Genomic DNA, 26,468 nt, shown 5'->3' on the forward strand with positions numbered 1-26,468 from the left:
GTTGGGCGGTTCACGAAAAAGGGCGGGACCGGAAGGTCTCGCCCTTTGTTATTGAGAGCAGCAAGCGCTGATCAACAGTTGCCCTTCTTGGCCTGACCCGGCGGGCAGTGGCCGCCATCCTTGTGGTGGCCGTTCTTGTTGCCGCGGCCGGTGTAATAACGCTCGCCGCGCGGACCGCCGTGCTGCTTCCAGTAGGCTGGTTCGCGCCAGTCGTAGCCATCCCAGTAATAGCCACGGTCGTTACGCGAACCGAAGGTGACGCTGACGCCCGGTGCATCGACCCGGACGCTGCCGAGATTGACATTGATATCGACGGCGTTGGCCAGAAGCGGGGAGGCGGCGAGCAGCGCTGCCAGAATAATTTTTTTCATGCGCTATTTCCTTTCAGCAAGCGTGGATGGAACATCTCAAACCTTATAACGGATTAACGCTGGCGTGAACAACAAGGATCTGAAAAATGTGGGATGACCTCAAAAACTGGCAGGCCAGGCGCCATGCCGAACTGGCCGGGCCGGAAAGCTGGCTGGGCATACGCGGCCTGTTCTGGCTGGAACCGGGGATGAACAGCGTCGGCAGCGCCGCGGGCTCGGTTGTTCTTTTGCCCGGCGGTCCGGCACATCTCGGTGATCTGCTCTGGCACGACGGACGGGTGATCTGGCAGCCGGTAGACGGCGAAACGCGCGAGTTGCAGACCGATATTGCCGGCCAGCCGACTGTCGTCGATTTTCAAAATTGGTCGTTTTTTCCGGTTGACCGTGAGAATCGAATTGCGGTCCGTTTGCGTGACCGGGACTGGGCGCAGAGCCAGCCATTCAACGGACTGGATTATTTCGACTTCGATCCGGCCTGGCAGATCGAGGCCGATTGGCAGGTGTTGTCGCCGCCGATCAAGATGGAAGTGCCGAACGTCAGCGGTGAGCTGAAAGTCGTCGAGGTCAGCCATCAGGCCGTGTTTGAAGTCGCCGGGCAGACGGTGACGCTATTGCCGATGTCAGTCAGCGACAAGGAAGTTTTCTTCGTTTTCCGGGATCGGACGAGCGGCAAGGAAACCTATGGCGCCGGCCGTTTCCTCAAGGCCGTTCCCACGGTCAACCGGAAAATTCGCCTGAATTTCAATTGCGCCTACAACCCGCCTTGCGCATTCACTTCGTTTGCGACCTGCCCGCTGCCGCCGCCGGAAAACTGGCTGCCGTTTGCCGTGCCGGCCGGCGAAAAAAAGTGGGTCAAGCCGGCCTGAGCGGCGACTGCACAGGCCAATTACAGTTCGGCCAACCCGTTGCGGATGGCGTAGCGAACCAGGCTGGGAATGTCTTGCAGCCCGAGCTTGTGCATCATTTGCGTGCGATAGGTTTCCACCGTTTTGACGCTGATGTCGAGGGCAAAGGCAATTTCCTTGGTGCGCATGCCATCCACCGTCATTTTCAGCACGGTGGACTGGCGAGCGGTCAGTTCGTGCGATTTGCGCACTTGATCGAGATAGAGATCCAGCATCTGCCGGGAGATCGACGGCGGAAGCCACATCCCGCCGAGCAGAACCTTTCGGATGGCGAGCAGAAGTTCTTCGGGGGCGGAGGTCTTGATGACATAGCCATCGGCGCCAAGGCTCATGGCTGAATTGATATGTTCCTGATCGGCATGCATTGACAGCATGATCACCTTGGTCGGGCTGCCTTGCTCGCGGATTCGGGCAAGTATCTGAAATCCCGTGACGCCCGGCATGGCGATATCGAGCAGGGCGACATCGGGCTTGGTTTCGGCAATGAGCTGAATGGCTTCTTCGCCCGATCCCGTGCTGCCGACAATCTCGAATTCCGGATGGCCGTTCAAGAGGGAAGCAATCCCGGCGCGGACCAGATGATGATCGTCGGCCAGGACAATTCGGATGGGCATCAGGTTCGCGCTATTCGTGGCAGGCATGCGGCTACCCTCGTTCCAGTATTCGGTTGGGAATCAATCTCGAACTTGCCGCCGAGACTGGTGACGCGTTCGCGTATCCCGATCAGGCCGAGCGAGATTCGCTCATTGTCCTTGTCGAGAGGGCTGTCGATATCAAATCCCTTGCCATCGTCAGCCACGGAAAGGCAGATCTGATCGGGCATACAGGTAATCTGCACAATGATCCCGCTGGCCTCGGCATGGCGCAGCGCATTGGTGATCGCCTCCTGAACAATGCGGAAGCCAGCCAGTTCGACCGCTTCGGAGAAACGCAGGGCATCGATATCCTGGGCGAAGCGGACCTCGACGCCGGGCGGCAGCGACAGATTCCTGATGTGCCAGGCCAGGGCCGAGCCGATCCCCAGTTCGTCGAGCAGCGGAGGGCGCAGGCGGCGGGCAATATCGCCGGTGGTCTGCGCGATGCCTTCGACAATTTCTTGCGCGGTATCGAGCACCGCGCTGGTCGCCAGAGCATCGCCGACATGCAGTTTGGCGCCGGCCAGCGAAATTTTGAGGGCAGCCAGTGACTGACCAATCTGATCGTGCAATTCCATCGAAAGGTGATGGCGCTCCCTTTCCTGGATATCCTGGTGCATTCTGGCCAGGGCCTGCAGTTGCCGGGTGTATTGCGCTTGCAGCTTCTGGGCATCCTTGACGCTGGTGATGTCCACGTAGGTAATGACGGCACCGCCGGAGCCCACTTTTAACGGCGTCACGTTCATCATGAACCACAACTCCTGGCCGGGGGTGACGCAGGCGCTCTCCATCGAAAAGCGCGCTGTTTTTCCATCGAGTACCGCCTGTACGCCAGCCAGCGCGGCTTTGGCCTGAGCTGGGTCGGAGCCCTCGCGATGGCGGCAGCCCGAGAAAAAATTGCTGCCGACTCCCGCCTTCTCATAATCGGCCTGCACGCAAGCATTGTTGCAGACGCACCGGGTCCAGGCGTTATTGACACTGACGATCATCCCGGATTTGTCCACCACCGCCATTTGCGTGGCTGAAGCATCGAGCACGGCACAATTGAATTCGAGGCTGGCCTGGAGAGCCTCCTCGGATAGTTGTTGCGCCGAGATGTCGCGGGCAATGCCGACGACACCGATCAGTTCGTCATGGATGTCGAATACCGGGCTCTTGGTGATTTCAAAATGCGAGAGCTTGCCATCCGGGTCGCGATACGACTGGTTGGTGACCAATGCTGCGGTTGCCCCTGCTTTCAGGCCGGATTCGACAAACGCCCCGGTGTCAGCCGTCGGCCGGATGTCCTTGTCCGTGCGATTGAGGATTTGCTCCGCCGGCAGCTTGAACAGTTTCTCGAAGGCCGGATTGCAGGCGATATAGCTTCCCGTCGTGTCTTTCATCCAGACCGGGTCCGGGATCGAACGAATCAGGGCCTGCAGGCGCTGGCGTTCCATGTCGGCACTTTTTTGCGCTCGGCGCGTTTCGGTCAGGTCCGATCCGATCGCCAGGTAGCTGCCGTCGGGCAGGCGCTGGGTGGTGACTTCGACATGCACACGCCAGCCATCCTTGTGCCGGATGTCCCAATCCTGCCGAATCAATGGGCGCCGTTCAAGTGCGGCGACGTGGGCGCCGAGCAGGGCGGCGTAGCGTTCGGACAGGATATCGGCAATCGGATGCCCGACCAGTTCCTCGGCTCGGTAGCCGGATATTTTCTGCGCTGCCGGGTTGGCGTAAATGATGCGCAAGGCCTGATCGCACAGGACTACCCCGTCCTTCGCCTGCTCACTGATGATCCTGAACGTCTGGTCATGCACGGCCTGGGCCTGGGCACGGCGAGTCAGGATGACGTAGAGCAGGGCAGTCGTTACGCCGACGAAAAGCAGGTCTTCGCTCAGATCCTGAGCGGTAAAGTGAAACGTGCTTCCGGCGATTCGCGCCAGAATCCAGTCAGCCAGAATAACCCAGGTGCCAGCGACGAGCGCATAAACAAGGACCGGACAAAGCACCCCCCCTCTGGCCGCATGAGGGCCTTTGAATGGTGTTTCGTCTCTGGTCTTGCAAACCATTGACCGGTCTCCGCTGTTATTGATTTATGGTGTTCTGGCAAGGCCCCCGATTCTCTAGCTTTGGTCAGGGCAATCAATCAGACAATGCGCAACTGGTGACAGCGATTTACCTGACAAGGCGGGTTTTTGCCGAACCAAGTGGTTGCCGACAATGTCAGCTTCCGGTGGACCACCGTTTTGCTCAGGAATTTCGTAATTATTCAGTTATATCTTCCGGATGGTTGCCATGGTGCTCGCAGAGCAGAATTAACGATGCCCACATGCTGCAAGCCACTCCCCGTGCGACCAGGTGAAAAAATACCGAGGGCATTGGAGGAAGATGAAGTCGCTTGATGATCCATGCCGGGTTCGACCCCTGCAGTTGCTCTTGGTGGTCGACGAGCCGAATGATTCGGGCGTGATTGAAGAAGCGCTTTTTTCTACCGGTATCGTTGGCAAACTCAGTCATATTTCCAGCCCCGAAGCGCTTGAGTCGGTTCTCGACGACTCTCTGGATGCCATCGTCGCCAGCTTCGCCAATCCGGACGTCGAATTCAAGACAATGTTGTCGAGAATCCGCATCCGCCACCCATTGTTGCCGGTGGTTCTGGTTTCCGGGCCGATCGGTGAGGAGCTGACTGCCGATCTGTTCCGGCTGGGCATTGCCGATTTTGTCCTGGGCAGCAATCTGTCCCGCTTGTCCGGGGCGATCATGAACAGTATTCACGGGCGTCGATTCCCGTCCGTCCATTTTTCCATCGACCGGCGGCTGAACCTTTTTGAAGCAATTGCCCGGGGTTCCCAGAACATCGTACTCGGCAAGGATCTGCAGGGGCGCTACCTGTTCGTCAATGAAGCGGCCTTGTCACTGTTCGGCAAGCGCGAAGAGGAGATTCTCGGGCGTTGTGACGGCGAGCTGTTTTCAGCGGCGCAGGCGGCGATTTTTGCGGCGGCCGATCAGGTTGTAATCGATGGCAATTGCAGTGTCACGCAGGACGAGCCGTATCTGAGTGCGGCCGGTGAAGTCCTTCTCCATGTGACGCGCGGCCCGATCCACGACAGCGACGGAAATATCAAGGGGAGCTTTGCCGTGGCCCGCGATGTCAGCGAGCGGCGACGGCTGGAGGCGATTACGCAGGCCCATGGTCGTCTGCTCGAGATGGTTGCCACCAACTTGCCCTTGCCCCGACTGTTTGGCGAGTTGGTGCGCACGGTTGAATCGATGGTGTCCGGTGCCCGGGCGGCGATCCTGACGATGGATGACGGCGCTGAGTGCCTGCGGGTTGCGGCCGCCCCCTCGATGCCAGAGGCTTTTTATGACGGACTGGATGGCCTGGCGGTTCTCGACGGCATGGCCTCGTGCGGAACCGCGGCAGCGCGCAAATCCCAGGTGCTGACCGAGGATGTTCTCAATGATCCGTTGTGGGTGCCTTTCCGGGATCTGGCGCTGACTTGCGATATTCGGGCGGCCTGGTCGACGCCAATACCGGATGCCGGCGGCCAACTGCTCGGCATTCTTGTCCTTTACGGTCGCCAGCCCGGAATGCCGGAGCCGTTTCATCAACTCGTCATCGACATGGTGACGCGCCTTGCCGGGATAGCCATCGAGCGCTGGCGCGAGGAAGATTTGATCCGCAAGCTGCAACTGGCTGTCGAGCAGAACCCCAACAGCATCATCATCACCAATACAGCCGCCGAAATCGAATATGTGAACGCGGCTTTCGAGCGGATGAGCGGCTACAGCCTGGATGAGGTCAAGGGGAAGAATCCCAATATTCTGCAATCCGGCCTGACACCGCCTGCCGTCTTTGAAGATCTCTGGCGAACCTTGTGCGAAGGGCGTTCCTGGCAGGGTGAGTTCATCAATCGGCGGAAGAATGGTGAGTTATTTACCGAAAACGAGATTTTCTCGCCGATCCGTCAGCCTGACGGGACGATTACGCATTATCTGTGCATCAAGGAAGACATCACCGCGAAAAAGCGCGATGCCGAAGAACTGGACCGGCATCGCCACCGCCTGGAAGAACTGGTCGCCGAGCGCACCGAGCAATTGCACCAGGCCAAGGAGGAAGCGGAGGCTGCCGTGCGAGCGAAGGGAACCTTCCTGGCCAACATGAGCCACGAAATACGGACGCCGCTCAATGCCATTGTCGGCTTCACTCACCTGTTGCGGCAGCGGAATCCGACGGAAGACCAGGACGGCAAGCTGGAAAAGATTGCCAATGCTGCCGATCACCTGCTGTCGGTGATCAATGACATTCTCGACATCTCGAAAATCGATGCCGGTAAGCTGGTGCTTGAGCGCGAGCCTTTTGATCTGGAAGGGATGCTGACCCGAATTTGCAGTCTGGTGATCGACCGGGCGCGGGCCAAAGGCCTGGAACTGGTCGTCGATGTCGGCACTGTGCCACGCCAGGTGAATGGCGATGCGACGCGGCTCGGGCAGGCATTGCTCAACTATCTGGGCAACGCCGTCAAGTTTACTGAGCAGGGGACGATCCGCTTGCGGGCAAAGGTCGTTGAGGAAAATGGAAATGACCTGCTGGTCCGTTTCGAGGTCGAGGACAGCGGCATTGGCATCGAAGCGGGCTGCCTGCATAAGCTTTTCGAGCCATTTCAGCAGGCCGACCAATCGATCACGCGGCAGTATGGCGGCACCGGTCTTGGCCTGGCCATCAGCCGCAATCTTGCCCGATTGATGGACGGCGAGGTCGGCGCCAGCAGCACGCCGGGCGTGGGTAGCCTGTTCTGGCTCACGGCATGGCTCGGCAAGGTGAGTCAGCCGGCGGTGGATGAGCGGGAAAAGGCCAGGCTGGATGGCGTGCGGGCATTGGTGGTTGAAGATGTCGCCATGACCCGCATGGGGCTGCTCTATCAACTACGGCAGATTGGCCTGCGGGCGGAAGGGGTCGCCTCCGGGGAGAATGCCCTTGAAGCCATATCGGCGGCAGATGCCGACGGCGATCCCTTTGGTTTCCTGCTGGTCGATATGTACATGCCCGGCCTGGATGGACTGGATACTTTGGCCAGCGTCCGGGCCTTGCCGATACTGAGCAGGCCGGTGTGTTTCCTGGTCACGGCGTCCTATGACGAGGATCTGGCCAGGGCAGGCCTGCGCGCCGGATTTTCCCAGGTGTTGCACAAGCCGGTCTCGACCCTGGCCTTGCATCACTGCCTGCTGAAACATGTCGACCGGGGGAGCGCCGATGCGGCGCTTGCCGAACCCGTCGAGGCTCGCTTGCGTCGCCTGCATGCGGGCAGTCGAATCCTGCTGGTCGAGGATGAGCCGATCAATCAGATGGTCGCCCAGGACATGCTCGAGGATGTCGGGATGGTTGTCGATATCGCCAACAACGGGCTTGAGGCACTGGAAAAACTGGCGAGCAATACCTATCGGATCGTCCTGATGGATCTGCAGATGCCGAAGATGGGTGGCCTTGAAGCAGCAGGGCGAATTCGCCAGCTTCCTGGCGGCGAGCATTTGCCCATCGTGGCCATGACCGCCAATGCCTTTAGCGATGATCGCGACTTGTGCTATTCGGTTGGCATGAATGGTTTTTTGCCTAAGCCGGTTGCGCCTGAACTGCTCTTTTCCGAGGTTCTCGAATGGTTGGAAAAAGATGCGATGATTCGCCCCCTCGCGGGTAAGGAGATATCGATCCGCGAGTAAGGGAGCCGGTAGGGCGGCATGGGGAAAACACTATAAATACAAGGGATGACTGATGTTCTGGGGTGGAAAAAAAGAATTGGATGCCTTGCGGCAGGCGTATGAAGGATTGCAACAGCGTGAGCAGGGCCTGATGCAGGAGCTGGAAACGGCAAAGCGGGTTTTGGGTGATCAGCAGAACGCGGCAGTAGAAAAGGACCGGGAATGCGAGACGCTGAAAAACGTCGTGCGTAGCCTGTCGAGTTTCGCGGCGACTTTGGCCGGCTCGCAAAGCAGTCTGGGGACGATGGCCAGCGTGTTGCATGACGAGAAAATGCAGGCTGTCGAGGCTGCCGAAGTGGCTTTGCTGAGTGGCCAGGCGACGACGGAAATTGCTTCCAACCTGCACCAGTTGGCGCAAGATTCAGCGAAGACGGCGCATGAGGTTGAGTCGCTTGCCCTGCAGGCCGACAAGATCGGTTCGATTGTCCAGTTGATTCGTGAAATTGCCGACCAGACCAATCTGCTCGCCCTCAATGCGGCCATCGAGGCGGCCCGGGCCGGTGAATCCGGTCGCGGCTTTGCGGTGGTTGCCGACGAAGTGCGCAAACTGGCCGAGCGCACCTCAAAGGCAACGAAGGATATCGGCGGGCTGGTCAGCGATATCCGTCAGAACTCGACGAACGCCAAGGATGCGATGGAACTTTTGTCGTCGTCGGCCGATGATTTCAGCCAGCGTGGCGCCAAGTCGACCGAAGACATGCGTCGCCTGATGGACATGTCGAAGCAAATGGAGCAGGTCATTTCGGCCAGCGCCCTGAGCAGTTTTGTCGAAGTCGCCAAGGTCGATCACCTGGTCTTCAAGTTCCGCATCTACATGGCTCTTTTTGGCCTGGAAACTATGGAGGCCGACGGGGTTGCGTCGCATACCGGATGCCGGCTCGGCAAGTGGTACTACGATGGTGAAGGGAAAAACCTCTTCAGCCAGTTGCCCGGTTATCGCGAGATGGAAGCCCCGCACATCGTTGTGCACAGCAACGGCAAGGCCGCCCTGCAAGCCAAGGCCTCAGGCGATATCGAGGCCATGCTCAAGCATGTTCAGGCCATGGAACAGGGTAGCGTTGGCGTCATCGACAACCTCGAACGCATGGCGAACTCGGTTGCCGTCGACGTGAACCGCTTTTGATCAGGTTTCCGGGGCGCTAGTTTCCACTAAGCCCCGGTTGCTGCGGCCAGCGCGGTGGCGAAGTTTTCCACCGTCTGCGCCGGATTGTGCAGCTTTTCCAGACCGAACAGGCCGATGCGGAAGGTGCGGAAATCGGCCGGTTCGTCGCATTGCAGCGGCACCCCGGCGGCGGTCTGGAGGCCCTGGGCGATGAATTTCTTGCCGCTGTGAATGTCCGGGTCGGACGTGTAGCTGACGACTACGCCGGGCGCCTGGAAACCTTCGGCGGCGACGCTGGGGAAGCCGTTGGCCACCATCAGTTGGCGGATGCGGCGGCCGAGTTCGATCTGTTCCTGGCAAACTTTTTCGAAGCCATAGGCTTCGGTTTCGAGCATGACGTCGCGCAGGGTGGCCAGGGCATCGGTCGGCATCGTCGCGTGGTAGGCGTGACCACCATTTTCGAAGGCTTCCATGATCTGCAGCCATTTCTTGAGGTCGCAGGCGAAGCTGCTGCTGCTCGTCGCGTCGATGTGGGCGCGGGCGCGTTCGCCGAGGGCGACCATGGCGCAGCATGGCGAGGCGCTCCAGCCTTTCTGCGGGGCGCTGATCAGGATGTCGACATTGTTGGCGACCATGTCCACCCAGACCGTGCCGGAGGCGATGCAGTCGAGCACGAAATAGCCATCCACCGCCCGCACGGCCTCGCCAACGGCGCGAATGTAGTCGTCAGGCAGGATCATGCCCGACGAGGTTTCGACGTGCGGTGCGAAAACGACTTCCGGCCGATGCTGGCGAATGGCGGCAACGACTTCCTCGATCGGTGGTGGGGTGAACGGTGCCTGCGACCCGCTACCGACTTGTCGGGCCTTGAGGACGATGCTTTCGGCCGGGATCTTGCCCATGTCGAAAATCTGCGTCCAGCGGAAACTGAACCAGCCGTTGCGGATGACCAGCACCTTGCGATGGGTCGCGAACTGGCGGGCCACGGCTTCCATGCCGAAAGTGCCGCTGCCGGGCACGATGATGGCAGCCTTGGCGTTGTAGGCCTTCTTGATCAGGCGCGAGATGTCTTTCATGACGCCCTGGAAGCGTTGCGACATGTGGTTCAGGGCGCGGTCGGTGTACACCACCGAATATTCGAGCAGGCCATCGGGATCGGGTTGGGGCAGCAGTGCGGGCACAGGAGGTCTCCGTTGAGCGTTGTGGCCGAGAGCATACCGTCAAGGCGTGATGGCGCGCTAGTCATCGGTTGACGCGAGTGCGAAACTGTCGGCGTGTTGATCTTGTCTGACTGATGGCCGGCGTGGCGGCCGGCAAGGGAGGAGCGACGATGGGATTGCCCGAATTGCGTAGCGCCCTGCGGGCCGATTGCCGGCGCGCCGAGCCGGAATGCGTCGGCCGGCTGCTGGCGGAATTCGACTGCATGGTTGGCGACGGCGATGCGGCGCAGCGGCTGGCCCGCCAACTGGTCGGCGGCGAACGCCAGCGTTTCGCGGCAAGCGCGGGCTTCAACCACCTGCTGCACGAGTTTGCCTTGTCCAGCCAGGAGGGCGTCGCGCTGATGTGCCTGGCTGAGGCGCTGCTGCGCATTCCGGACAGTGCCACGGTCGACCGCCTGATTCGCGACAAAATCGGCCGCGGCGACTGGTCGGCCCACCTCGCCGGCGATCACCCGCTGTTCGTCAATGCGGCGACCTGGGGGCTGATGCTGACCGGCAAGCTGGTCGCCATCCAGAGTCACGGCGACCTCGGCAATGCCCTGACCCGGCTGCTGGCGCGGGGTGGTGAGCCGCTCATCCGCAAGAGTATCGACTTCGCCATGCGCCTGCTCGGCGAACATTTCGTCATGGGCGAGACGATAGCTTCGGCGCTGGTGCGTAGCCGGAGTAATGAAGCGCGCGGCTACCGGCACTCCTTCGACATGCTCGGCGAAGCGGCCCTGACTGCGGCCGATGCCGAACGCTACTACCGCGCCTACGAAACGGCCATTCACGCCATCGGCACGGCCAGTGCCGGGCGCGGGGTGGTCCACGGGCCGGGGATTTCGATCAAGCTGTCGGCCCTGCATCCGCGCTATGTCCGTAGCCAGCGGGGGCGGGTGCTGGCCGAACTGGGGCCGCGGCTGATGGGGCCCATGCGGCTGGCCAGGGACTACGCCATCGGCGTCAATATCGATGCCGAGGAGGCCGAGCGTCTGGACCTGTCGCTCGATATTTTCGCCAGGCTGGCTGGCGACTCCGAACTGGCCGGCTGGGATGGCCTCGGCTTTGTCGTCCAGGCTTATCAGAAGCGCAGCCCGGCCGTCATCGACTGGCTGGTCGAATTGGCCCGGCAAAATCGCCGACGGATCATGGTGCGGCTGGTCAAGGGCGCCTACTGGGACAGCGAAATCAAGCGCGCCCAGGTCGATGGCCTGAGCGACTACCCCGTGTTCACGCGCAAGGCGCATACCGATCTGGCTTATCTCGTTTGCGCCGGCCGCCTGCTGGGGGCGGCCGATGCGGTCTATCCGCAGTTCGCCACGCACAACGCCCTGACCCTGGCGACGGTGGTTCAGCTGGCCGCGGCCCGCGGTGTCGAGGACTACGAGTTCCAGTGCCTGCACGGCATGGGCGAGCCGCTTTACGATCAGGTGGTCGGCTCGGCCGGGCTGGGCAAGCCGTGCCGCATCTACGCGCCGGTCGGCACGCACCGGACTTTGCTGCCCTATCTGGTGCGCCGCCTGCTCGAAAATGGCGCCAACAGTTCTTTCGTCAACCGGATCGTCGATGCCGGGGTGTCGGTCGATGCGCTGCTGGAAGACCCGGCGGCGAGCGTGCGCCGGGATGGCGGCACGCGGCATCCGAAAATTCCCCTGCCACCCGAGCTTTACGGCCCGGGACGGCGCAATTCGGCCGGGAGCGATCTGGCCGACGAGGCAACGCTCGCCCGGCTGGCCGATGAATTGCAGGGGCTGGCCGGGAAAGCCTGGCGGGCCGGGCCGCTGCTGGCCGGGCCGGGGGCGCCATCGCCGGCTGGTTCTGCGCCTAAACCGGTGATCAACCCGGCCAACGCTCAGGATCAGGTCGGCAGCGTGATCGAGGCCACTAGCGCCCAGGTCGAAAGTGCGCTGGCCGCAGCGGCCGATTTTTCGGAAGCATGGTTCCAGACCCCGCCCGCCAAGCGCGCCGCCATTCTGCAGCGGGCGGCCGATCTGCTGCAGGCGCATCGGGCCGAACTGGTCAGCCTGCTCATCCGCGAAGCCGGCAAGACCTGGCCCACTGGGCTGGCCGAGGTGCGCGAGGCGGTTGATTTCTGTCGTTACTACGGTCAACCGGAAATTTTGGCCAAAATTGAAATCGACGTGGCACCGGGTCCGGTCACCTGCATCAGCCCGTGGAATTTCCCACTGGCTATTTTCATCGGCCAGGTCAGTGCGGCGCTAGCCGCCGGCAGCCCGGTACTGGCCAAGCCTGCCGCCCAGACACCGTTGATTGCGGCTCTCGCGGTCGAGCTGTTGCACCGGGCCGGGGTGCCGCTTGCGGCGCTGCAATTGCTGCCCGGATCCGGCGACATCGTCGGCGCCGCGCTGACCGTCGATGTGCGGGTGCGCGGCGTGGTATTTACCGGTTCTGCCGAGGTGGCGCGGCGCATCAACCGGAGCATCGCCGGCCGCGACGAGGCCCGGTTGATCGCCGAAACCGGCGGCCAGAACGCAATGATCGTCGATTCCTCGGCGCTGCCTGAACAGGTTGTCCAGGATGTGCTGGCCTCGGGCTTCGACAGCGCCGGCCAGCGTTGTTCGGCCCTGCGCGTCCTCTGCCTGCAAGACGAGATTGCCGATACCGTGCTCGACCTCCTGAAGGCGGCGATGGGCGAACTGCGCATCGGCGATCCGGCCGACCTGGCGACCGACATCGGTCCGGTCATCGATCGCCCGGCACAGTCCGCCCTGCTGGCTCACATTGCCGATAAGGCGGCACGGGGCAGGGCGGTGTTCCAGTCGCCGTTGCCGGCCGACTGTGCGGCGGGAAGCTACGTGCCGCCGACCCTGATCGAGATCGATTCCCTGGCCGAACTGCAGGGCGAAGTGTTCGGCCCAGTCGTCCACGTCCTGCGCTACGCCGCCGGCCAGCTCGATGCCCTGATCGACGCCATCAACGCCACCGGCTACGGCCTGACGCTGGGCATCCATAGCCGCATCGACGAAACCATTCAGCGCATCGTCGGGCGGGCGCGGGTCGGCAATATCTACGTCAATCGCAACATGGTCGGTGCCGTCGTTGGCGTCCAACCATTCGGCGGCGAAGGGCTTTCGGGGACCGGGCCGAAGGCCGGCGGGCCGCTCTATCTGCCTCGGCTGGCTGGAGCTGGCGAGCTTCGCCCTGGCGCAATCGGTGCACGGCGGGAGGGCGGGGCGCTCGCTGCTTCGGCCTTGGCGCGCCTGACTGAGTGGGCTTGCTTTTCCGGGTATCACGAGTTGGCCGAGCTGTGCGCCGAATACGCTGAACTGACGTTGCTCGACGCGGTGATCGACCTGCCCGGACCGACCGGCGAACAGAACACCCTGCGCTTCGCACCGCGCGGAACCTTGCTCTGTCTGGCCGATAACCAGCATGCCTTGCTGCACCAACTGGCCGCCGTCTGGGCGACCGGCAATCGGGCTGCTGCGGTCGACGGCCCGGAAACGCGAAAAACCATAGGCGGCCTGCCGGACGATCTGGCGGCGGCGATCGAATGGCGGCAGCCCGACGACTATCGCGACCTGGCCGGTGTGTTGTCCGAGCCGGATGCGTCGCTTCGGCAGCGCCTGGCGCGGGAGCCGGGGGCCTTGATCGCCACTTACCAGCCGGCCGACAATGGCGGACACTATCCCTTGTACCGTATGCTGGTCGAGCGCGTGCTCACCGTGAACACGACGGCGGCCGGCGGCAATACCACCTTGATGATGCTTGATGCGTAAAGGACTCCCATGTTGAACACGCCGCAACTACCTTCCTACCTTTCCAAGGAAAACATTGGTCCGTGGCACATCTATCTGCAGCAGGTCGAACAGGTCGCGCCGTTGCTCGACAAGTCCCTGCTGCCCTGGGTTGATACGCTGCGGCGGCCGAAGCGGTCGCTCATCGTCGATGTGCCGATCCGCCTCGACAACGGCCAGATCACGCACTTCGAGGGCTATCGCGTGCATCACAACACCTCGCGCGGGCCGGGCAAGGGCGGCGTGCGCTACCACCAGGACGTAACGCTGTCCGAAGTGATGGCGCTGGCCGGCTGGATGACGATCAAGAATGCCGTGGTCAATGTGCCTTTCGGTGGTGCCAAGGGCGGCGTGCGGGTCGATCCGCGCCAGTTGTCGATGTCCGAACTGGAAGGGCTGACCCGGCGCTACACCAGCGAGATCAGCTCGATGATCGGACCGGACAAGGACATCCCGGCGCCGGACATGAATACCAACGCCCAGGTCATGGCCTGGATGATGGATACCTATTCGATGGGTGAGGGGCGGACGGTGACCGGTGTGGTGACCGGCAAGCCGGTTTCGCTCGGCGGTTCGCTTGGCCGGCAGGATGCCACCGGGCGCGGCGTTTTCGTCACGGCCCGCGAAGCGGCGCGCAAGTTGGGTGTATCCATCGACGGGGCACGGGTGATCGTCCAGGGCTTCGGCAATGTCGGCGAGGCCAGTGCCCGGATGTTCGCTCAACACGGCGCCCGGGTGGTTGCCGTGCAGGATGTCAGCGGCACGGTATACAACGGGGCAGGGCTGGATGTGCTGGCGCTCAAACGCTATCTGGCCGACAACAAGACGCTGCTCGGCGCGCCCGATTGCGAGACGATAAGCAATGACGACTTCTGGTCGCTGCCCTGCGAATTCCTCGTGCCGGCCGCGCTGGAGTCGCAGATCAACCGCTTCAACGCCGAGCACATCGCCGCCCGCATCATCGTCGAAGGCGCCAACGGCCCGACGACGCCGGAAGCCGACGCCATCCTCGCCGAGCGCGGCATCGTCGTCGTGCCTGACGTGCTGGCCAATGCCGGCGGCGTCACCGTCAGCTATTTCGAATGGGTGCAGGATTTCTCGAGCTTCTTCTGGACCGAGGATGAAATCAACGCCCGCCTCGAACGGATCATGGCGGAAGCCTTCAACGCCATCTGGCAGATGGCCGAAGAGCGGAAAATGCCCCTGCGTTCAGCCGCTTTCGTCATCGGCTGCAGCCGGGTGCTCGAAGCACGGGCGACGCGCGGGCTGTATCCGTGATTTGACCATTGCTACGGTCAACCGGAAAAGATGGCCAAAATTGAAATGGGCTTTGCGGTTAGCGCCGGGCCAGAATCAGCGAACCCTTTTCACGCGGCTCGAGGTCGATTCGTTCAATCGCTGAAAATCCGGCTGCCGTCAGCCAGGCGCAATAATCTTCATGGCGGTGCGTCTGGGTGCCGGTTTCCAGCAGCAGGGTCAGGCGGAAAGCGGCGTTGAGCGCGTCGAGCGAGGTTTCGGCCAGGTATTCGTGAATCACCAGCAGGCCGCCCGGATTCATCGATTCGCCAATCTGCCAGATGGCCAGGCGATTCTCTTCGGCCGAATGGTTGTGGGCGACCGACAGATAGAAGACCAGATCATTGTCGCTGCCCCAGTCGTGCTCCTGCAAGGTGCCGGGGCTGAGCTGAATGCGCCCGGTCAGTCCGGCTTTTTCGATCTCCGGCCCGGTTTCGGTCAGCGCACTGGGCATGTCGACGATCACGGCGGCGAGCTGCGGATAGTGCTGGCAGAAGCGGATCGAATGCAGGCCATGGGAGCCGCCGAGGTCGAGCAGGCGGCGATAGCCCGGCAAGACCGGCACGTGCCTGAGCAGATCGGGGCCGAGGTCGGCGGCAAAGGCGCCCATGTAGGACGAGAACAGCGGGCCGAGATGCGGCTTTTCGATCATCGCCTCCCAGAGTGTCTGCTCCGGTTCGCCCTTGCGCACCGTTTCGGCCAGGCTGCCCATCATCGCCCATGCCTCGTGCGTCCACAGCAGGCCGGGCGTGTAATCGACCTGGCCGGCGCTGGTAAACCAGCGCTGGGTGCTCGCCGTGTTGGCAAAGGCGTCGTCGTCCTTTTCCAGATAGCCGATGGCGACCAGGAAGTCGACCAGCGTCGTAGTGCCGCGCAGGCTCGAATCGATTTTCGCGGCGAGTTCTTCCGCTGTCAGCGGGCCGTCGACCAGTGCCTCGAAAAGGCCCAGCCGGCCGGCCGAAATGATCGCCGACGACTTCATCATCGGCATGTATACGTCGAGCATGGCCAGTTCAGCCGAGCCGGTCGGCTGGCAGACATCGGGTTTGCGGGTGCGGGGCATCGGTCTTCTTGTTTTTGGTTGCTGGGTGAAGCTTAGCTGAGCGCCGCTTCAATTGCGGCGAGCAGGGTCGGATCGTCCGGTGTGGTATCCGGCGAAAAACGCTGCAAAACCCGGCCATCACGCCCGACCAGGAATTTCTCGAAATTCCACAGTACATCGCTAGGCTGCTTGGGCGAACAGCCGTAACCGGCCAGTTTCTCGCGGAAATCGCTGCCGGCCGGAAACACCGCCTCGGGCCGGGCGGCGATCAAAGACGTATACAACGGATGCCGCGGTTCGCTGTTGATATTGAGCTTCTCGAACATCGGGAAATCGACGCCGTAGTTCGTCGTGCAGAAATCCTGAATGTCGTCAGCCGAACCCGGCTCCTGTGCAGCAAAGTCGTTGCAGGGAAAGCCCAGCACCTGCAGGCCGCGCCCGCGATACTCCTTGAACAGGCACTCCAGCCCGGCGTACTGCGGCGTCAGCCCGCACTTCGAGGCGACATTGACGACCAGCAACACTTGTCCCCGGAACTCGCCCAGCGTCAGCGCGCGCCCATCGAGGCTGTTGAGGGGAATGTCGTAGAGGGAGTCATTCATGGCGATCTCGTTTCCTTAGGGGGTAGCAAGTCCGAACCGGCAAGCCAACGGGCAGCCATTTTACGTGTTGATGACCAAATGCCCGACGGTATTTGAAAAACCGGTGAGCAATGAGGTGCTGTTGAAAACTGCTGAAAGTCGCTCTCCGTGCGGGTATACCCCTATGCAAACAGCCTTGTTCCAGCAAGCAATTCGGCATATTGTCGTGCCATGATTAACGACAGATGAATCAGTTGCAGTATCGGCAACCAAAGACGGAGGTGAGGCAGTGGTGACATTCAATCTCTGGACTGATCAGCACCAAGCAGACCTAGTGCCCGCTTCGCCATCCATAGCCGGCCGCAAGCAACGACAAAGCCGTCAGGAGAAGCAATGAGCGATTTCATTCTGGAAACGCGCGGTCTGACCAAGGAATTCAAAGGTTTTACCGCTGTTTCCGATGTCAATCTCAAGGTGCAGCGCGGCACCATCCACGCGCTGATCGGGCCGAACGGCGCGGGCAAGACGACAGTGTTCAATCTGGTCACCAAATTCCTGCCGCCCACCGCCGGCACGATTCACTTCAAGGGCGAGGACATCACGCACGAAGCGCCGGCGGTTACGGCACGCCGGGGCTTTGTCCGCTCCTTCCAGATTTCCGCTACCTTCCCGCACCTGACGGTCATGGAAAACGTGCGCATCGGCCTGCAGCGCAAGCTGGGCACCGAGTTCCATTTCTGGAAATCGGAAAAGAGCCTCAACAAGCTCAACGACGAAGCGATGGCGCTGCTCGAGGCAGTCGACCTCGGCAGCTTCGCCGAAACGATGACGGCCGAAATGCCCTATGGCCGCAAGCGGGCGCTGGAAATTGCCACGACGCTGGCACTCGAACCCGACATGATGCTGCTCGACGAACCGACGCAGGGCATGGGGCATGAGGACATCGCCCGCGTTGTCGAACTGATTCGCAAGGTTTCGGTCAACCGTACCATCCTGATGGTCGAACACAATCTGTCGGTGGTCGCCAACCTGTGCGACCGGATTACCGTGCTGACCCGGGGCAGCGTGCTGGCTGAAGGGACTTACGAAGAGGTCTCGAAAAATCCGCAGGTGCTCGAAGCCTACGTCGGTTCCGACAATATGAACGACGCGCATCACTAGGCGGGAAAACGACCATGACCAGCGCTTTTCAACCAAAACCCGAATATCTCCGCCTGACCGACCTGCACGCTTTTTACGGCGAGTCGCACATCCTGCACGGGTTGGACCTCAGCGTCGCCAAGGGCGAATGCATCACGCTGCTCGGCCGCAACGGCTCGGGCCGGACGACCACGCTCAAGTCGATCATGGGCCTGGTCGGCCGGCGAACCGGCTCGATCATGGTCAACGGCAACGAGGTCATCCACGTGCCGACCCACAAGATCGCCCACCACGGCGTCGGCTATTGCCCGGAAGAGCGGGCCATCTTTACCTCGCTCAGTGCCGAGGAAAACCTGACCCTGGCGCCCATTGTTTCGAGCGGTGGCATGTCGGTCGATGAGCTTTATACGATGTTCCCGAATCTCGGCGAACGTCGCACCAGCCCGGGCGGCAAGCTTTCCGGCGGTGAGCAGCAGATGCTGGCGATGGCCCGCATTCTGCGCACGGGGGCCAAGCTGCTATTGCTCGACGAAATTACCGAAGGTCTCGCCCCTGTCATCGTCAAGAAGCTCGGCGAGGTGATTACCGAACTGAAGATACGCGGCTTCACCATCATTCTTGTCGAACAAAATTTCCGTTTCGCGGCACCGCTGGCCGACCGCCATTACGTGCTCGAACACGGAGAAATAATCGCCACCATCACCCGGGACGAACTCCCGGGCAAGATGGACTGGCTGCATCACACGCTCGGTGTCTAGTGTCGTGCAACACAACACTTGCCGTGCTTGCCCACAACCATAAGGAGGAATCACCCATGTCATCCAGAAAATATGCAAGAACTGCCTGCGCCGCCGCTCTGGCTGCGCTTTCTTTCGGTGCCCAGGCGCAGATTTCGGGCGGCTCGGTAAAAATCGGCGTGCTGACCGATCTGTCCGGCACCTATTCCGACCTCGCCGGCTCGGGTGCCATTTTGGCCACCAGAATGGCCATTGACGACTTCATCGCCAATGAAAAGCCGAGCTTCAAAATCGAGGTGGTGACTGCCGACCACCAGAACAAGGCCGACATTGCTTCGAACAAGGCGCGTGAATGGATCGAGCGCGAGAACGTCGATACGGTCACCGAGCTGGTCACTACCTCCACCGCGTTGGCCGTGATGAAGGTCGCCAAGGAAAAGGACCGCGTCGTCATCATGAACGGCCCGGCCTCGACGCCGATCACCAACGAGCAGTGCAACGACGTTTCGGTGCACTACACCTACGACACCTATGCGCTGGCCAACGGCACGGCCAAGGCGGTGACCACGCAGGGCGGCAAGAGCTGGTTCTTCCTGACTGCCGACTATGCCTTCGGTCATGCGCTGGAAAAGGATTCCTCAGCCGTCGTCACAGCCAACGGCGGCAAGGTGCTCGGTGCAGTGCGCCACCCCTTCCCGGGCTCCGACTTTTCCTCCTTCCTGCTCAAGGCCCAGTCTTCAGGGGCGCAGGTGATCGGCCTGGCCAACGCCGGTGCCGATACCACCAATGCCATCAAGCAGGCGGCCGAGTTTGGCGTCACGCCCAAGCAGTCGCTGGCCGGCCTGCTGATGTTCATCACCGACGTCCACGCCCTCGGCCTCAAGCCGACCCAGGGCATGTTCCTGACCACCGGTTTTTACTGGGATCGCACTGAAGAAACCCGCGCCTGGTCGAAGCGCTTCTTCGACAAGCAGAAGAAGATGCCGACCATGGTCCAGGCCGGCCAGTACTCGTCGATCTACCACTACCTGAAGGCGGTCAAGGCGGCCGGCAGCGATGACACGAGCAAGGTCATGGCGGCGATGAAAAAGACGCCGATCAACGACTTCTTCGCCAAGAACGGCCAGATTCGCGACGACGGCCGCATGGTCCATGACATGTACCTGGTTCAGGTCAAGAAGCCGGCTGACTCGAAATATCCGTGGGATTACTACACAATCAAGGCGACCATTCCGGCGGCCGAGGCCTTCCAGCCGCTGGCCCAGTCGCGCTGCCCGCTGATCAAGAAGTAAGCAGAGTCATCGCAATCCCCGGTGCGGACAACGGTTCGCGCCGGGACTGGAGCCTTCCATGGAAATTTTCGGAATCTCGACCGCCTTGCTCGGCAGCCAGTTGCTGGTCGGGCTGATCAATGGCTCGTTCTACGCCATTCTCAGCCTCGGGCTGGCGATCATCTTCGGCCTGCTCAACATCATCAATTTCTGCCACGGCGCGCAGTACATGATGGGCGCCTTCGTCGCCTGGATTGCACTGACCCGCTTTGGCATCAACTACTGGGTCGCCCTGATCGCCGCGCCGCTCATCGTCGGCGTCGTCGGCGTGCTGATCGAGCGCCTGATGCTGCGCCGCCTGTACAAGCTCGACCACCTCTACGGATTGCTGCTCACCTTCGGTCTGGCACTGATCTTCGAAGGCATTTTCCGCGACCAGTTCGGCATTTCCGGCGAGAGCTACGAAGTCCCCGAGCTACTCTCCGGCGGGGTCAATCTCGGCTTCATGTTCCTGCCCATCTATCGCGGCTGGGTCATCATCGCCTCGCTGACCGTCTGTTTCGGCACCTGGTACATGATCGAACGGACCAAGCTCGGCGCCTATCTGCGCGCCGGCACCGAGAATTCGGCGATGGTCCAGGCCCTGGGCATCAACGTGCCGCTGCTGATCACCTTCACCTACGGCTACGGCGTCGCGCTCGCCGCCTTCGCCGGCGTGCTGGCGGCGCCCATCTTCCAGGTCAATCCGCTGATGGGCTCCAACCTGATCATCGTCGTCTTTGCGGTAGTCGTCATCGGCGGCATGGGTTCGATCATGGGCTCCATCCTGACCGGCCTCGGCCTCGGCCTGATCGAAGGCCTGACCAGGGTGTTCTATCCGGAAGCCTCCAGCGTGGTGGTTTTCGTCATCATGGTCATCGTTCTGCTGCTGCGGCCGGCAGGTCTGTTCGGCAAGTCCTGAAACGCGACAAGTGAAAACTCGAAGGAAAACCTCATGAATGCGCCGGTCTCGTTTGCCGAATCGAAGTTGCCGCTGCTCCTCGGCGTGCTGTTCGTCATCGGCCTGATCGCACCTTTTGCGGTCTACCCCACTTTTCTGATGAAAATCCTCTGCTACGCGCTGTTCGCCTGCGCCTTCAACCTGCTGCTCGGCTTTGCCGGCCTGCTTTCCTTCGGGCACGCCGCTTTCCTCGGCACGGCTGGTTACGTCTGCGGCATGATGGTGCGCGATGTCGGCGTCACGCCGGAAGTCGGCATCCTTGCCGGTACCGTGGCGGCCGGGCTGCTCGGCTGGCTGTTCGGCTCGCTGGCCATCAAGCGCACCGGCATCTACTTCGCGATGATTACCCTGGCCCTGGCCCAGATGGTTTTCTTCCTCGCCATCCAGATCAAGGAAACCGGCGGCGAGGACGGCCTGCAGGGCGTGCCGCGCGGCCACCTGTTCGGCCTGCTCGATCTTTCCGACAACATCGCCATGTATTACCTGGTCTTTGCCATCTTCTGTTTCGGCTTCTTCATCATCTACCGCACCATCCATTCGCCCTTCGGCCAGATTCTCAAGGCCATCCGCGAGAACGAGCCGCGCGCCATTTCGCTCGGCTACGACGTCGCCAAATTCAAGCTGATCGCCTTCATCATTTCGGCCGCCCTGGCCGGCATGGCCGGCGCGACCAAAACCCTGGTCTTCCAGCTTGCCTCGCTGAGCGATGTGCACTGGCATGCCTCGGGCGAAGTCGTGCTGATGACCCTGCTCGGCGGCCTCGGCACCATCCTCGGCCCGATCGTCGGCGCCGCCACCATCGTCGCCCTGCAGACTCAGCTCGCCGATTCTGTCGGCTCCTGGGTGACGGTGATCATGGGCGTGATTTTCGTGATCTGCGTACTCAGCTTCCGGCGCGGTATCGTTGGCGAACTGCAGGCACTGATCAAGCGTTCAGGCGTCAATTGAATTGATTGCCCATTGATCTGAAGCCGGGCAGATAGTTGTATCTGCCCGACGCCGCAATGTCGGTGACTATCCATTGCCGGTTACTATCTGCCTTCGCCAAATCAAGAGAAACAATTTCGGATGCAGACGGAAGTAGAACAAAAGCTCAGGATCGCCGTTGCGGCGGCCGTACAACTGCCGAACGTGAGCGACATGGAGTTCGAGGCGTCGTTGACCGAGCTGCGCGAACTGGCTAAAACGCTGGGTTTCAAGGTCATCCATACCTTCGTGCAGAAGCGCACCAGCTTCGATACGACGGGTTATCTGGGCGTTGGCAAGCGGCAGGAAATACGCGCTTTCGTCCATGGCGAGCCGATTTTTGACGAAGCAGGCGATGAGGTGCTGTCGCTGGCCGAGTCGAATCTGCCGGAGATCGAAGCCATTCTCGTCGATCACGAGATTTCGCCGTCGCAGGCGCGCAATCTGGAAATCGAGGCCGGTTGCGAGGTCATGGACCGGACCATGGTCATCCTCGAAATTTTCCATCGCAACGCCCGCTCGCGGGCGGCCAAGGCGCAGGTGGAAATTGCCCGCCTCGGCTATATGGCGCCGCGCCTGCGCGAGGCGGCCAAGCTGGCCGGACCACAGGGTCGGCAACGGAGCGGTGTCGGCGGCCGGGGGGCTGGCGAGTCGCATACCGAACTCGATAAACGCAAGATCCGCGACCGCATCGCCGAACTGCAGCTCGAAATCCTCGCCATGGAGGCCGAGCGCAAGACGCAGCGCGCCCGGCGTCAGGAGCGCCAGAGCCAGGCATCTGTCGCGCTGGTTGGCTACACCAATGCCGGCAAGTCCACGCTGATGCGGGCGCTGACCGGCAGCGAAGTGCTGGTTGCCAACAAGCTGTTTGCGACGCTCGACACCACCGTCCGCGCCCTCTACCCGGAGAGCGTGCCGCGCGTGCTGGTCAGCGATACGGTCGGTTTCATCAAGAACCTGCCACACGGTCTGGTGGCGTCGTTCAAGTCAACGCTCGACGAGGCGCTTGATGCCTCGTTGTTGCTCCACGTCATCGACGCCAGCGACCCCGGTTTCGAACGTCAGCTCGAAGTGACCGACAAGGTGCTCGAAGAAATCGGCGCCGATGTCGTGCCGCGTCTGCGCATCTTCAACAAGATCGACCACGTTGGCGACGCCGAGGCACAGGCCGAGTGCGAAGCGGCTCTACGGGCCAAGTATCCCGATTGTGTCGTGATGAGCGCTCGCCGTCCGGAGGAAGTGGCCGCGCTACGCCTCAAGATCATCGCCTTTTTCCAGAGCGATCATATCGAGGCCGAGCTTTTCCTGCCTTGGTCGGCGCAGCAGCTGCGCAAGGAAATCTTCGCCAGCTGCGAGGTGCTGGAAGAGCGGGCCGACAACGATGGCGCCTTCTTCAAGGTTCGCGGCGCAAGCGTTGTTGTCGAGGATTTGCGCGAGCAGTTCGCACAGATCTGAGTCTGATTTTTCGGTTTTTTCAGGTTGCTACGGTCAACCGGGTTTACTACGTGAAACGTAAAAAACAGCCAAAATCAAAATCGACCGTAGCGCCTGGCTAGCCAGGTCAGCGCCACGGCCACGGCCGGCAAGGCCAGCGCCACCGCCGGCTGGTCGAGTCGTTCCGGCGCCACTAGCAGGACGGCGCCGAGGCCGGCCATCATGAGCCCGGAGAGTAATTTGAGCAGTCGGCCATCGCGTTCGCTGAGCTTGCGCCTGCCCATCGAGCGGACGAAGGCGAGCACGATGACGAACAGCGGCAAAACGTAAATCACGTTGTAGAGCGCCAAGTACAGGTAGTGCTGGCCGAGGCCATGCTCGCGCAGGGTGAGCAGGCGCGTGAAAACCATCGGGAAGCCGGCCGTGCACAGCAGTTCGTAGAAATTGGCGGCAATGGCCAGCACGACGGTCGCCGCCAGCATGGCCGGCAGGCTGCCGGCAGCCAGGATGCGCCGGCCGCGCTGAAAAATATCGGCCTTGCGTCCTTTCGAAATCGACAACGAAGGCCCGTGCTTGAAAGCGACGAAATCCTTGATGTTGAACGCCCCGATCAACAAGGCAACCAGCCCGGCGCCGGCGGTGACCCAGGGCAGGCTGCCGACGACGAGAAACAGATTGAGCCAGGCCGCCATGAAGGCGAAATACATCAGCCCGGAAAAGGCGACGAAGACGCCGCCGATAAGCAGCATCCGGCTGCGCTGATGCTGATGGACGAGCAGCGAGAGCAAAAAGAGCAGCACGAAAAAGGCGCAGGGATTGAAGGCATCGAGCCCGGCGAGCAGCAGGGTCAATAACGGGAGCGAGGCTGACGCAGGGTCGATTTCGCCAATCAGCGGCAGGTTCAGTGGCGGGCTGGCGACCGGCTTCGCAGTCTCGCCGCTACCGTCGCGGCAGGCTTCCAGTCGGGCGAGCAGGGCCGCTTGGGCCTCCGGGCGGTCATCCCAGCCGACTTCCATGCGGCCGCAGTAAATCAGCGTCGGAACGGATTGCGCCTCTTCGCCAAGCTGGCGCGCCATGGTGAAGAAGCGTTCGAGGTTTTCCGGCGACTGGGTGATTTCGTGGTCATGCAGGCGTAGCCACGGCTGCTCTGCCGCCAGCGCCTGCACCTGCGGCCGCGCCTCGAGGCAGTGCGGGCAGCGCAAGGACCAGAACAGGTAAAGATCAACCTCGCCCTGCGCCCAGGCCGGGAAGGCCAGGCACAGGCTGAACAGAGAGGCGAAAAAGAGGCGGGAGAACATGGCTATCGGCGTGGCGGGAGATGCTCCGCAAGTTTGCTTCACGACGTATTCAGGCTGGTAATTTATCGTGAACCCGGTCGTCGGCGACGATGTCGCCGTCCACCATTTCAATGATCCGGTCGCAGCGGGCGGCGAGGCGGCGGTCGTGGGTGACGATCAGGAAGGTGGTGTTGAGCCGGGTATTGACCTCGCGGAGCAGGGCGAAGACGTCGTCGGCAGAGTGAGTGTCGAGGTTGCCGGTCGGTTCGTCGGCGAGCACCAGCGAGGGGCTCATGGCCAGGGCGCGGGCGATGGCGACGCGCTGTTGCTGGCCGCCGGAGAGCTGGTTGGCGAGGTTCTGCTTGCGCTCGGCGAGGCCGACCTGGTCGAGCAGTCGGCCGGCCTGCTCGAACATCTCGGCGTCGGGGCGGCCGCGGGCGACGAGCAGCGGCATGGCTACGTTTTCCAGCGCCGTGAAGGCGGGAATCAGGTGGTGGTGCTGGAAGACGAAGCCGATGCGCTGGCCGCGCAGGCGGGTCAGGCCGGTGTCGTCGAGCTGGCCGGTTTCCTGGCCGTCGATGAAAAGCTGGCCGCCGCTTGGCCGGTCGAGCAGGCCGATGAGGTTGAGCAGGGTACTTTTGCCGGAACCGGAGGGGCCGATCAGGGCAGCAAATTCGCCGCGTTCGAGGCGCAGGTCGATGCCGTGCAGAATTTCGCTTTCCGTTTCGCCGCTGCCGTAGGATTTGCGGATGCCGCTGAGCTGAAGAACGGGCGTTGTCGTCACGGGATCAGCCACGGATTGCCACCACCGGATCAAGGCGCGCCGCCCGGCGGGCCGGCAGCAGGGCGGCGAGGATGCCGACCAGGCTGGCGCCGCCGGCGGCGATGGCGACCAGCCACGGATCGACGCCGATCATGAACATCGGCGTGCCGTCCGCGTTGCGCGCCATGAGCCGCCAGAGCATCAGGAAAGTCCAGGCCAGGCCGGAGCCGAGCAGGGAACCGAAGAAACCGACAATGCCGCCCTGCAGCAGGAAAATGCGCAGCATCTGCCCCTGCGAGGCGCCCATGGCGCGCAGGATGCCGATTTCGCGGGCGCGCTGGATGACCGAAACGACGAGCACGCTGGCAATGCCGAAGGCGACCGAGAGGCCGATGAAGAAGCGGATGACGTTGCTCGACACGCGCTGCGAGGTCAGCGCCGTGACGAACTGGGCGTTGGTCTTGATCCAGCTGTCGGCGGTCAACCCGGTTTCGGCGGCAATTTTGCCGGCCAGCCGTTCGGCCTCGTCGATGTCGTGCAGCGAAATGTCGATGCTCGACACGCCGCCGACCAGATCGAGCAGGCTTTGCGCCGAGCGCAGGCTGACATAGACGTTGCGGGCATTGACGCCCTTGTTGCCAAGGTCGAAGAGGCCGGTGACGGTGAAGGTTTCGGTGGCGTCGCCGGCGGTCGTGACGCGGATCTTGTCGCCGATGTCGGCGCCGAGATCCTTGGCTAGCTCGATGCCGATCACCGCCTCGCCGGCGCCGACGCGCAACTGGCCGGCGACCATGCGTTCAGGCAGGGCGATGACGCCGCTGTAGCGCACCGGGTCGATGCCAAGCAGGGTGATCGCCTTGTTGGCGTCGCCGCGCACGACGAAGGCCGGGCCGGAAGCTATCGGCGAGATGGCGGCGATGTTCGGCAAGACTTCCAGCCGGGCCTGAATCTGCTGCCACTGGTCGATCGAGCGCAGGCGCTGGGCCTGTTTTTGCAGGCGGAGCGCAATGCCCGCCGCCGGCGATTGCGGCCGGGCGATTTCCTCGGGCGGCAGGAGGACGATGTGGGCCTGCGAACTGAGCGTGCGTTTGACCAGATTGCCCTGCAAACCGGAAAGCAGGGCCGACATGAAGACGATGACAGCGACGCCAACGCCGACGCCGACGATGATCAGCAGCGACTGCATGCGCCCCTCACGCAGGAAGCGGATGGCGGCGATCCACTCGAAAGGCATCCAGGATTTCATTTTTGG

Annotated in this window: 20 protein-coding genes and 1 pseudogene; 12 read left to right on the plus strand and 9 right to left on the minus strand. The window is 62.0% G+C overall.

Annotated elements, in window-relative coordinates; translation table 11 throughout:
- Nucleotides 1-71 precede the first annotated feature (71 nt).
- Nucleotides 72-371 carry a DUF2502 domain-containing protein gene (locus KI610_RS09785; protein ID WP_226498456.1) on the minus strand — a complete coding sequence of 100 codons (300 nt, stop codon included), beginning with the start codon at nt 369-371 and terminating at the stop codon, nt 72-74.
- Between the two features lie 86 nt (nt 372-457).
- Between KI610_RS09785 and KI610_RS09790 the strand changes: the two genes are divergently transcribed.
- Complete coding sequence (locus KI610_RS09790) at nt 458-1,237, plus strand: DUF1684 domain-containing protein (RefSeq protein ID WP_226498457.1); 780 nt, start codon at nt 458-460, stop codon at nt 1,235-1,237.
- A gap of 20 nt (nt 1,238-1,257) precedes the next feature.
- Here the strand turns inward: KI610_RS09790 and KI610_RS09795 are convergent, their stop codons facing one another.
- The gene (locus tag KI610_RS09795) at nt 1,258-1,890 is read right to left on the minus strand and encodes a response regulator transcription factor (protein WP_226498458.1); all 633 of its coding nucleotides are present in this window, start codon (nt 1,888-1,890) and stop codon (nt 1,258-1,260) included.
- The gene (locus tag KI610_RS09800) at nt 1,890-3,899 is read right to left on the minus strand and encodes a PAS domain-containing sensor histidine kinase (RefSeq protein WP_226498459.1); all 2,010 of its coding nucleotides are present in this window, start codon (nt 3,897-3,899) and stop codon (nt 1,890-1,892) included. The genes KI610_RS09795 and KI610_RS09800 overlap by 1 nt, the downstream gene beginning before the upstream one ends.
- Nucleotides 3,900-4,278: 379 nt before the next feature.
- Between KI610_RS09800 and KI610_RS09805 the strand changes: the two genes are divergently transcribed.
- The 3 genes and pseudogenes from KI610_RS09805 to KI610_RS20205 all read left to right on the plus strand — a co-directional run bounded on the left by KI610_RS09805 (nt 4,279) and on the right by KI610_RS20205 (nt 8,770).
- On the plus strand, nt 4,279-7,608 hold the full coding sequence (locus KI610_RS09805) for a response regulator (RefSeq protein WP_226498460.1): 3,330 nt from the start codon (nt 4,279-4,281) through the stop codon (nt 7,606-7,608).
- Nucleotides 7,609-7,918: 310 nt separating this feature from the next.
- Nucleotides 7,919-8,347: pseudogene (locus KI610_RS20200) on the plus strand (methyl-accepting chemotaxis protein); the annotation flags it as partial.
- 138 nt (nt 8,348-8,485) lie between these two features.
- Nucleotides 8,486-8,770, plus strand: coding sequence for a CZB domain-containing protein (locus KI610_RS20205; RefSeq protein ID WP_449757746.1), 285 nt, complete (start codon nt 8,486-8,488; stop codon nt 8,768-8,770).
- A gap of 26 nt (nt 8,771-8,796) precedes the next feature.
- Here KI610_RS20205 and KI610_RS09815 read toward each other — a convergent pair whose 3' ends face one another.
- Nucleotides 8,797-9,930 (minus strand): aminotransferase class V-fold PLP-dependent enzyme, encoded by a 1,134-nt coding sequence (locus KI610_RS09815; RefSeq protein WP_226498462.1) that lies wholly within the window; start codon nt 9,928-9,930, stop codon nt 8,797-8,799.
- Between the two features lie 149 nt (nt 9,931-10,079).
- On the opposite strand from KI610_RS09815, the gene putA reads away from it, so the two are divergent.
- Together putA and KI610_RS09825 are read left to right on the plus strand one after the other, a co-directional pair.
- Nucleotides 10,080-13,691, plus strand: coding sequence for a bifunctional proline dehydrogenase/L-glutamate gamma-semialdehyde dehydrogenase PutA (gene putA / locus KI610_RS09820; protein ID WP_226498463.1), 3,612 nt, complete (start codon nt 10,080-10,082; stop codon nt 13,689-13,691).
- A gap of 9 nt (nt 13,692-13,700) precedes the next feature.
- The gene (locus tag KI610_RS09825) at nt 13,701-14,987 is read left to right on the plus strand and encodes a Glu/Leu/Phe/Val family dehydrogenase (protein ID WP_226498464.1); all 1,287 of its coding nucleotides are present in this window, start codon (nt 13,701-13,703) and stop codon (nt 14,985-14,987) included.
- A gap of 58 nt (nt 14,988-15,045) precedes the next feature.
- On the opposite strand, the gene KI610_RS09830 is transcribed toward KI610_RS09825, so the two are convergent.
- Both KI610_RS09830 and KI610_RS09835 read right to left on the minus strand, forming a co-directional pair.
- On the minus strand, nt 15,046-16,068 hold the full coding sequence (locus tag KI610_RS09830) for an acetylserotonin O-methyltransferase (protein WP_226498465.1): 1,023 nt from the start codon (nt 16,066-16,068) through the stop codon (nt 15,046-15,048).
- Nucleotides 16,069-16,100: 32 nt separating this feature from the next.
- Nucleotides 16,101-16,649, minus strand: coding sequence for a glutathione peroxidase (locus KI610_RS09835; RefSeq protein WP_226498466.1), 549 nt, complete (start codon nt 16,647-16,649; stop codon nt 16,101-16,103).
- Nucleotides 16,650-17,021: 372 nt separating this feature from the next.
- Here KI610_RS09835 and KI610_RS09840 point away from each other — a divergent pair, with 372 nt between their 5' ends.
- The 6 genes from KI610_RS09840 (at nt 17,022) to hflX (ending at nt 23,197) form a co-directional block, all read left to right on the plus strand.
- Nucleotides 17,022-17,789, plus strand: a complete 768-nt coding sequence (locus tag KI610_RS09840) for an ABC transporter ATP-binding protein (RefSeq protein WP_226498467.1) — start codon at nt 17,022-17,024, stop codon at nt 17,787-17,789.
- Between the two features lie 14 nt (nt 17,790-17,803).
- Entirely contained in the window at nt 17,804-18,526 is a 723-nt protein-coding gene (locus KI610_RS09845) for an ABC transporter ATP-binding protein (protein WP_226498468.1), read from the plus strand.
- A 56-nt stretch (nt 18,527-18,582) separates the two neighbouring features.
- The gene (locus KI610_RS09850) at nt 18,583-19,797 is read left to right on the plus strand and encodes an ABC transporter substrate-binding protein (protein ID WP_226498469.1); all 1,215 of its coding nucleotides are present in this window, start codon (nt 18,583-18,585) and stop codon (nt 19,795-19,797) included.
- A gap of 58 nt (nt 19,798-19,855) precedes the next feature.
- Entirely contained in the window at nt 19,856-20,737 is an 882-nt protein-coding gene (locus KI610_RS09855; RefSeq protein ID WP_226498470.1) for a branched-chain amino acid ABC transporter permease, read from the plus strand.
- A gap of 33 nt (nt 20,738-20,770) precedes the next feature.
- On the plus strand, nt 20,771-21,724 hold the full coding sequence (locus KI610_RS09860; RefSeq protein WP_226498471.1) for a branched-chain amino acid ABC transporter permease: 954 nt from the start codon (nt 20,771-20,773) through the stop codon (nt 21,722-21,724).
- Between the two features lie 120 nt (nt 21,725-21,844).
- Nucleotides 21,845-23,197, plus strand: a complete 1,353-nt coding sequence (gene hflX / locus KI610_RS09865; protein WP_226498472.1) for a GTPase HflX — start codon at nt 21,845-21,847, stop codon at nt 23,195-23,197.
- A 74-nt stretch (nt 23,198-23,271) separates the two neighbouring features.
- Here the strand turns inward: hflX and KI610_RS09870 are convergent, their stop codons facing one another.
- Genes KI610_RS09870 through KI610_RS09880 form a run of 3 tightly spaced genes read right to left on the minus strand, consistent with a single transcriptional unit; the run spans nt 23,272 to nt 26,462 of the window.
- Nucleotides 23,272-24,474, minus strand: a complete 1,203-nt coding sequence (locus KI610_RS09870) for a YbbN family protein (RefSeq protein ID WP_226498473.1) — start codon at nt 24,472-24,474, stop codon at nt 23,272-23,274.
- Nucleotides 24,475-24,523: 49 nt separating this feature from the next.
- Nucleotides 24,524-25,249 carry an ABC transporter ATP-binding protein gene (locus KI610_RS09875; RefSeq protein ID WP_226498474.1) on the minus strand — a complete coding sequence of 242 codons (726 nt, stop codon included), beginning with the start codon at nt 25,247-25,249 and terminating at the stop codon, nt 24,524-24,526.
- Nucleotides 25,242-26,462, minus strand: a complete 1,221-nt coding sequence (locus KI610_RS09880; protein WP_226498475.1) for an ABC transporter permease — start codon at nt 26,460-26,462, stop codon at nt 25,242-25,244. The genes KI610_RS09875 and KI610_RS09880 overlap by 8 nt, the downstream gene beginning before the upstream one ends.
- Nucleotides 26,463-26,468 lie beyond the last annotated feature (6 nt).

The organism is Ferribacterium limneticum (assembly GCF_020510565.1).
In the GTDB taxonomy this organism is placed as follows: domain Bacteria; phylum Pseudomonadota; class Gammaproteobacteria; order Burkholderiales; family Rhodocyclaceae; genus Azonexus; species Azonexus limneticus_B.

Excerpts from the sequence above, each read along its gene's own strand:
- KI610_RS09850 (WP_226498469.1), top strand. The coding sequence starts at position 18,583 with ATGTCATCCAGAAAATATGCAAGAACTGCCTGCGCCGCCGCTCTGGCT.
- KI610_RS09830 (WP_226498465.1), bottom strand. The coding sequence starts at position 16,068 with ATGCCCCGCACCCGCAAACCCGATGTCTGCCAGCCGACCGGCTCGGCT.
- KI610_RS09790 (WP_226498457.1), top strand. The coding sequence starts at position 458 with ATGTGGGATGACCTCAAAAACTGGCAGGCCAGGCGCCATGCCGAACTG.
- KI610_RS09825 (WP_226498464.1), top strand. The coding sequence starts at position 13,701 with ATGTTGAACACGCCGCAACTACCTTCCTACCTTTCCAAGGAAAACATT.
- KI610_RS09870 (WP_226498473.1), bottom strand. The coding sequence starts at position 24,474 with ATGTTCTCCCGCCTCTTTTTCGCCTCTCTGTTCAGCCTGTGCCTGGCC.
- KI610_RS09880 (WP_226498475.1), bottom strand. The coding sequence starts at position 26,462 with ATGAAATCCTGGATGCCTTTCGAGTGGATCGCCGCCATCCGCTTCCTG.
- KI610_RS09835 (WP_226498466.1), bottom strand. The coding sequence starts at position 16,649 with ATGAATGACTCCCTCTACGACATTCCCCTCAACAGCCTCGATGGGCGC.
- KI610_RS09845 (WP_226498468.1), top strand. The coding sequence starts at position 17,804 with ATGACCAGCGCTTTTCAACCAAAACCCGAATATCTCCGCCTGACCGAC.
- KI610_RS09795 (WP_226498458.1), bottom strand. The coding sequence starts at position 1,890 with ATGCCCATCCGAATTGTCCTGGCCGACGATCATCATCTGGTCCGCGCC.
- hflX (WP_226498472.1), top strand. The coding sequence starts at position 21,845 with ATGCAGACGGAAGTAGAACAAAAGCTCAGGATCGCCGTTGCGGCGGCC.
- putA (WP_226498463.1), top strand. The coding sequence starts at position 10,080 with ATGGGATTGCCCGAATTGCGTAGCGCCCTGCGGGCCGATTGCCGGCGC.
- KI610_RS09785 (WP_226498456.1), bottom strand. The coding sequence starts at position 371 with ATGAAAAAAATTATTCTGGCAGCGCTGCTCGCCGCCTCCCCGCTTCTG.
- KI610_RS09855 (WP_226498470.1), top strand. The coding sequence starts at position 19,856 with ATGGAAATTTTCGGAATCTCGACCGCCTTGCTCGGCAGCCAGTTGCTG.
- KI610_RS09860 (WP_226498471.1), top strand. The coding sequence starts at position 20,771 with ATGAATGCGCCGGTCTCGTTTGCCGAATCGAAGTTGCCGCTGCTCCTC.
- KI610_RS09840 (WP_226498467.1), top strand. The coding sequence starts at position 17,022 with ATGAGCGATTTCATTCTGGAAACGCGCGGTCTGACCAAGGAATTCAAA.
- KI610_RS20205 (WP_449757746.1), top strand. The coding sequence starts at position 8,486 with ATGGAGGCCGACGGGGTTGCGTCGCATACCGGATGCCGGCTCGGCAAG.
- KI610_RS09805 (WP_226498460.1), top strand. The coding sequence starts at position 4,279 with ATGAAGTCGCTTGATGATCCATGCCGGGTTCGACCCCTGCAGTTGCTC.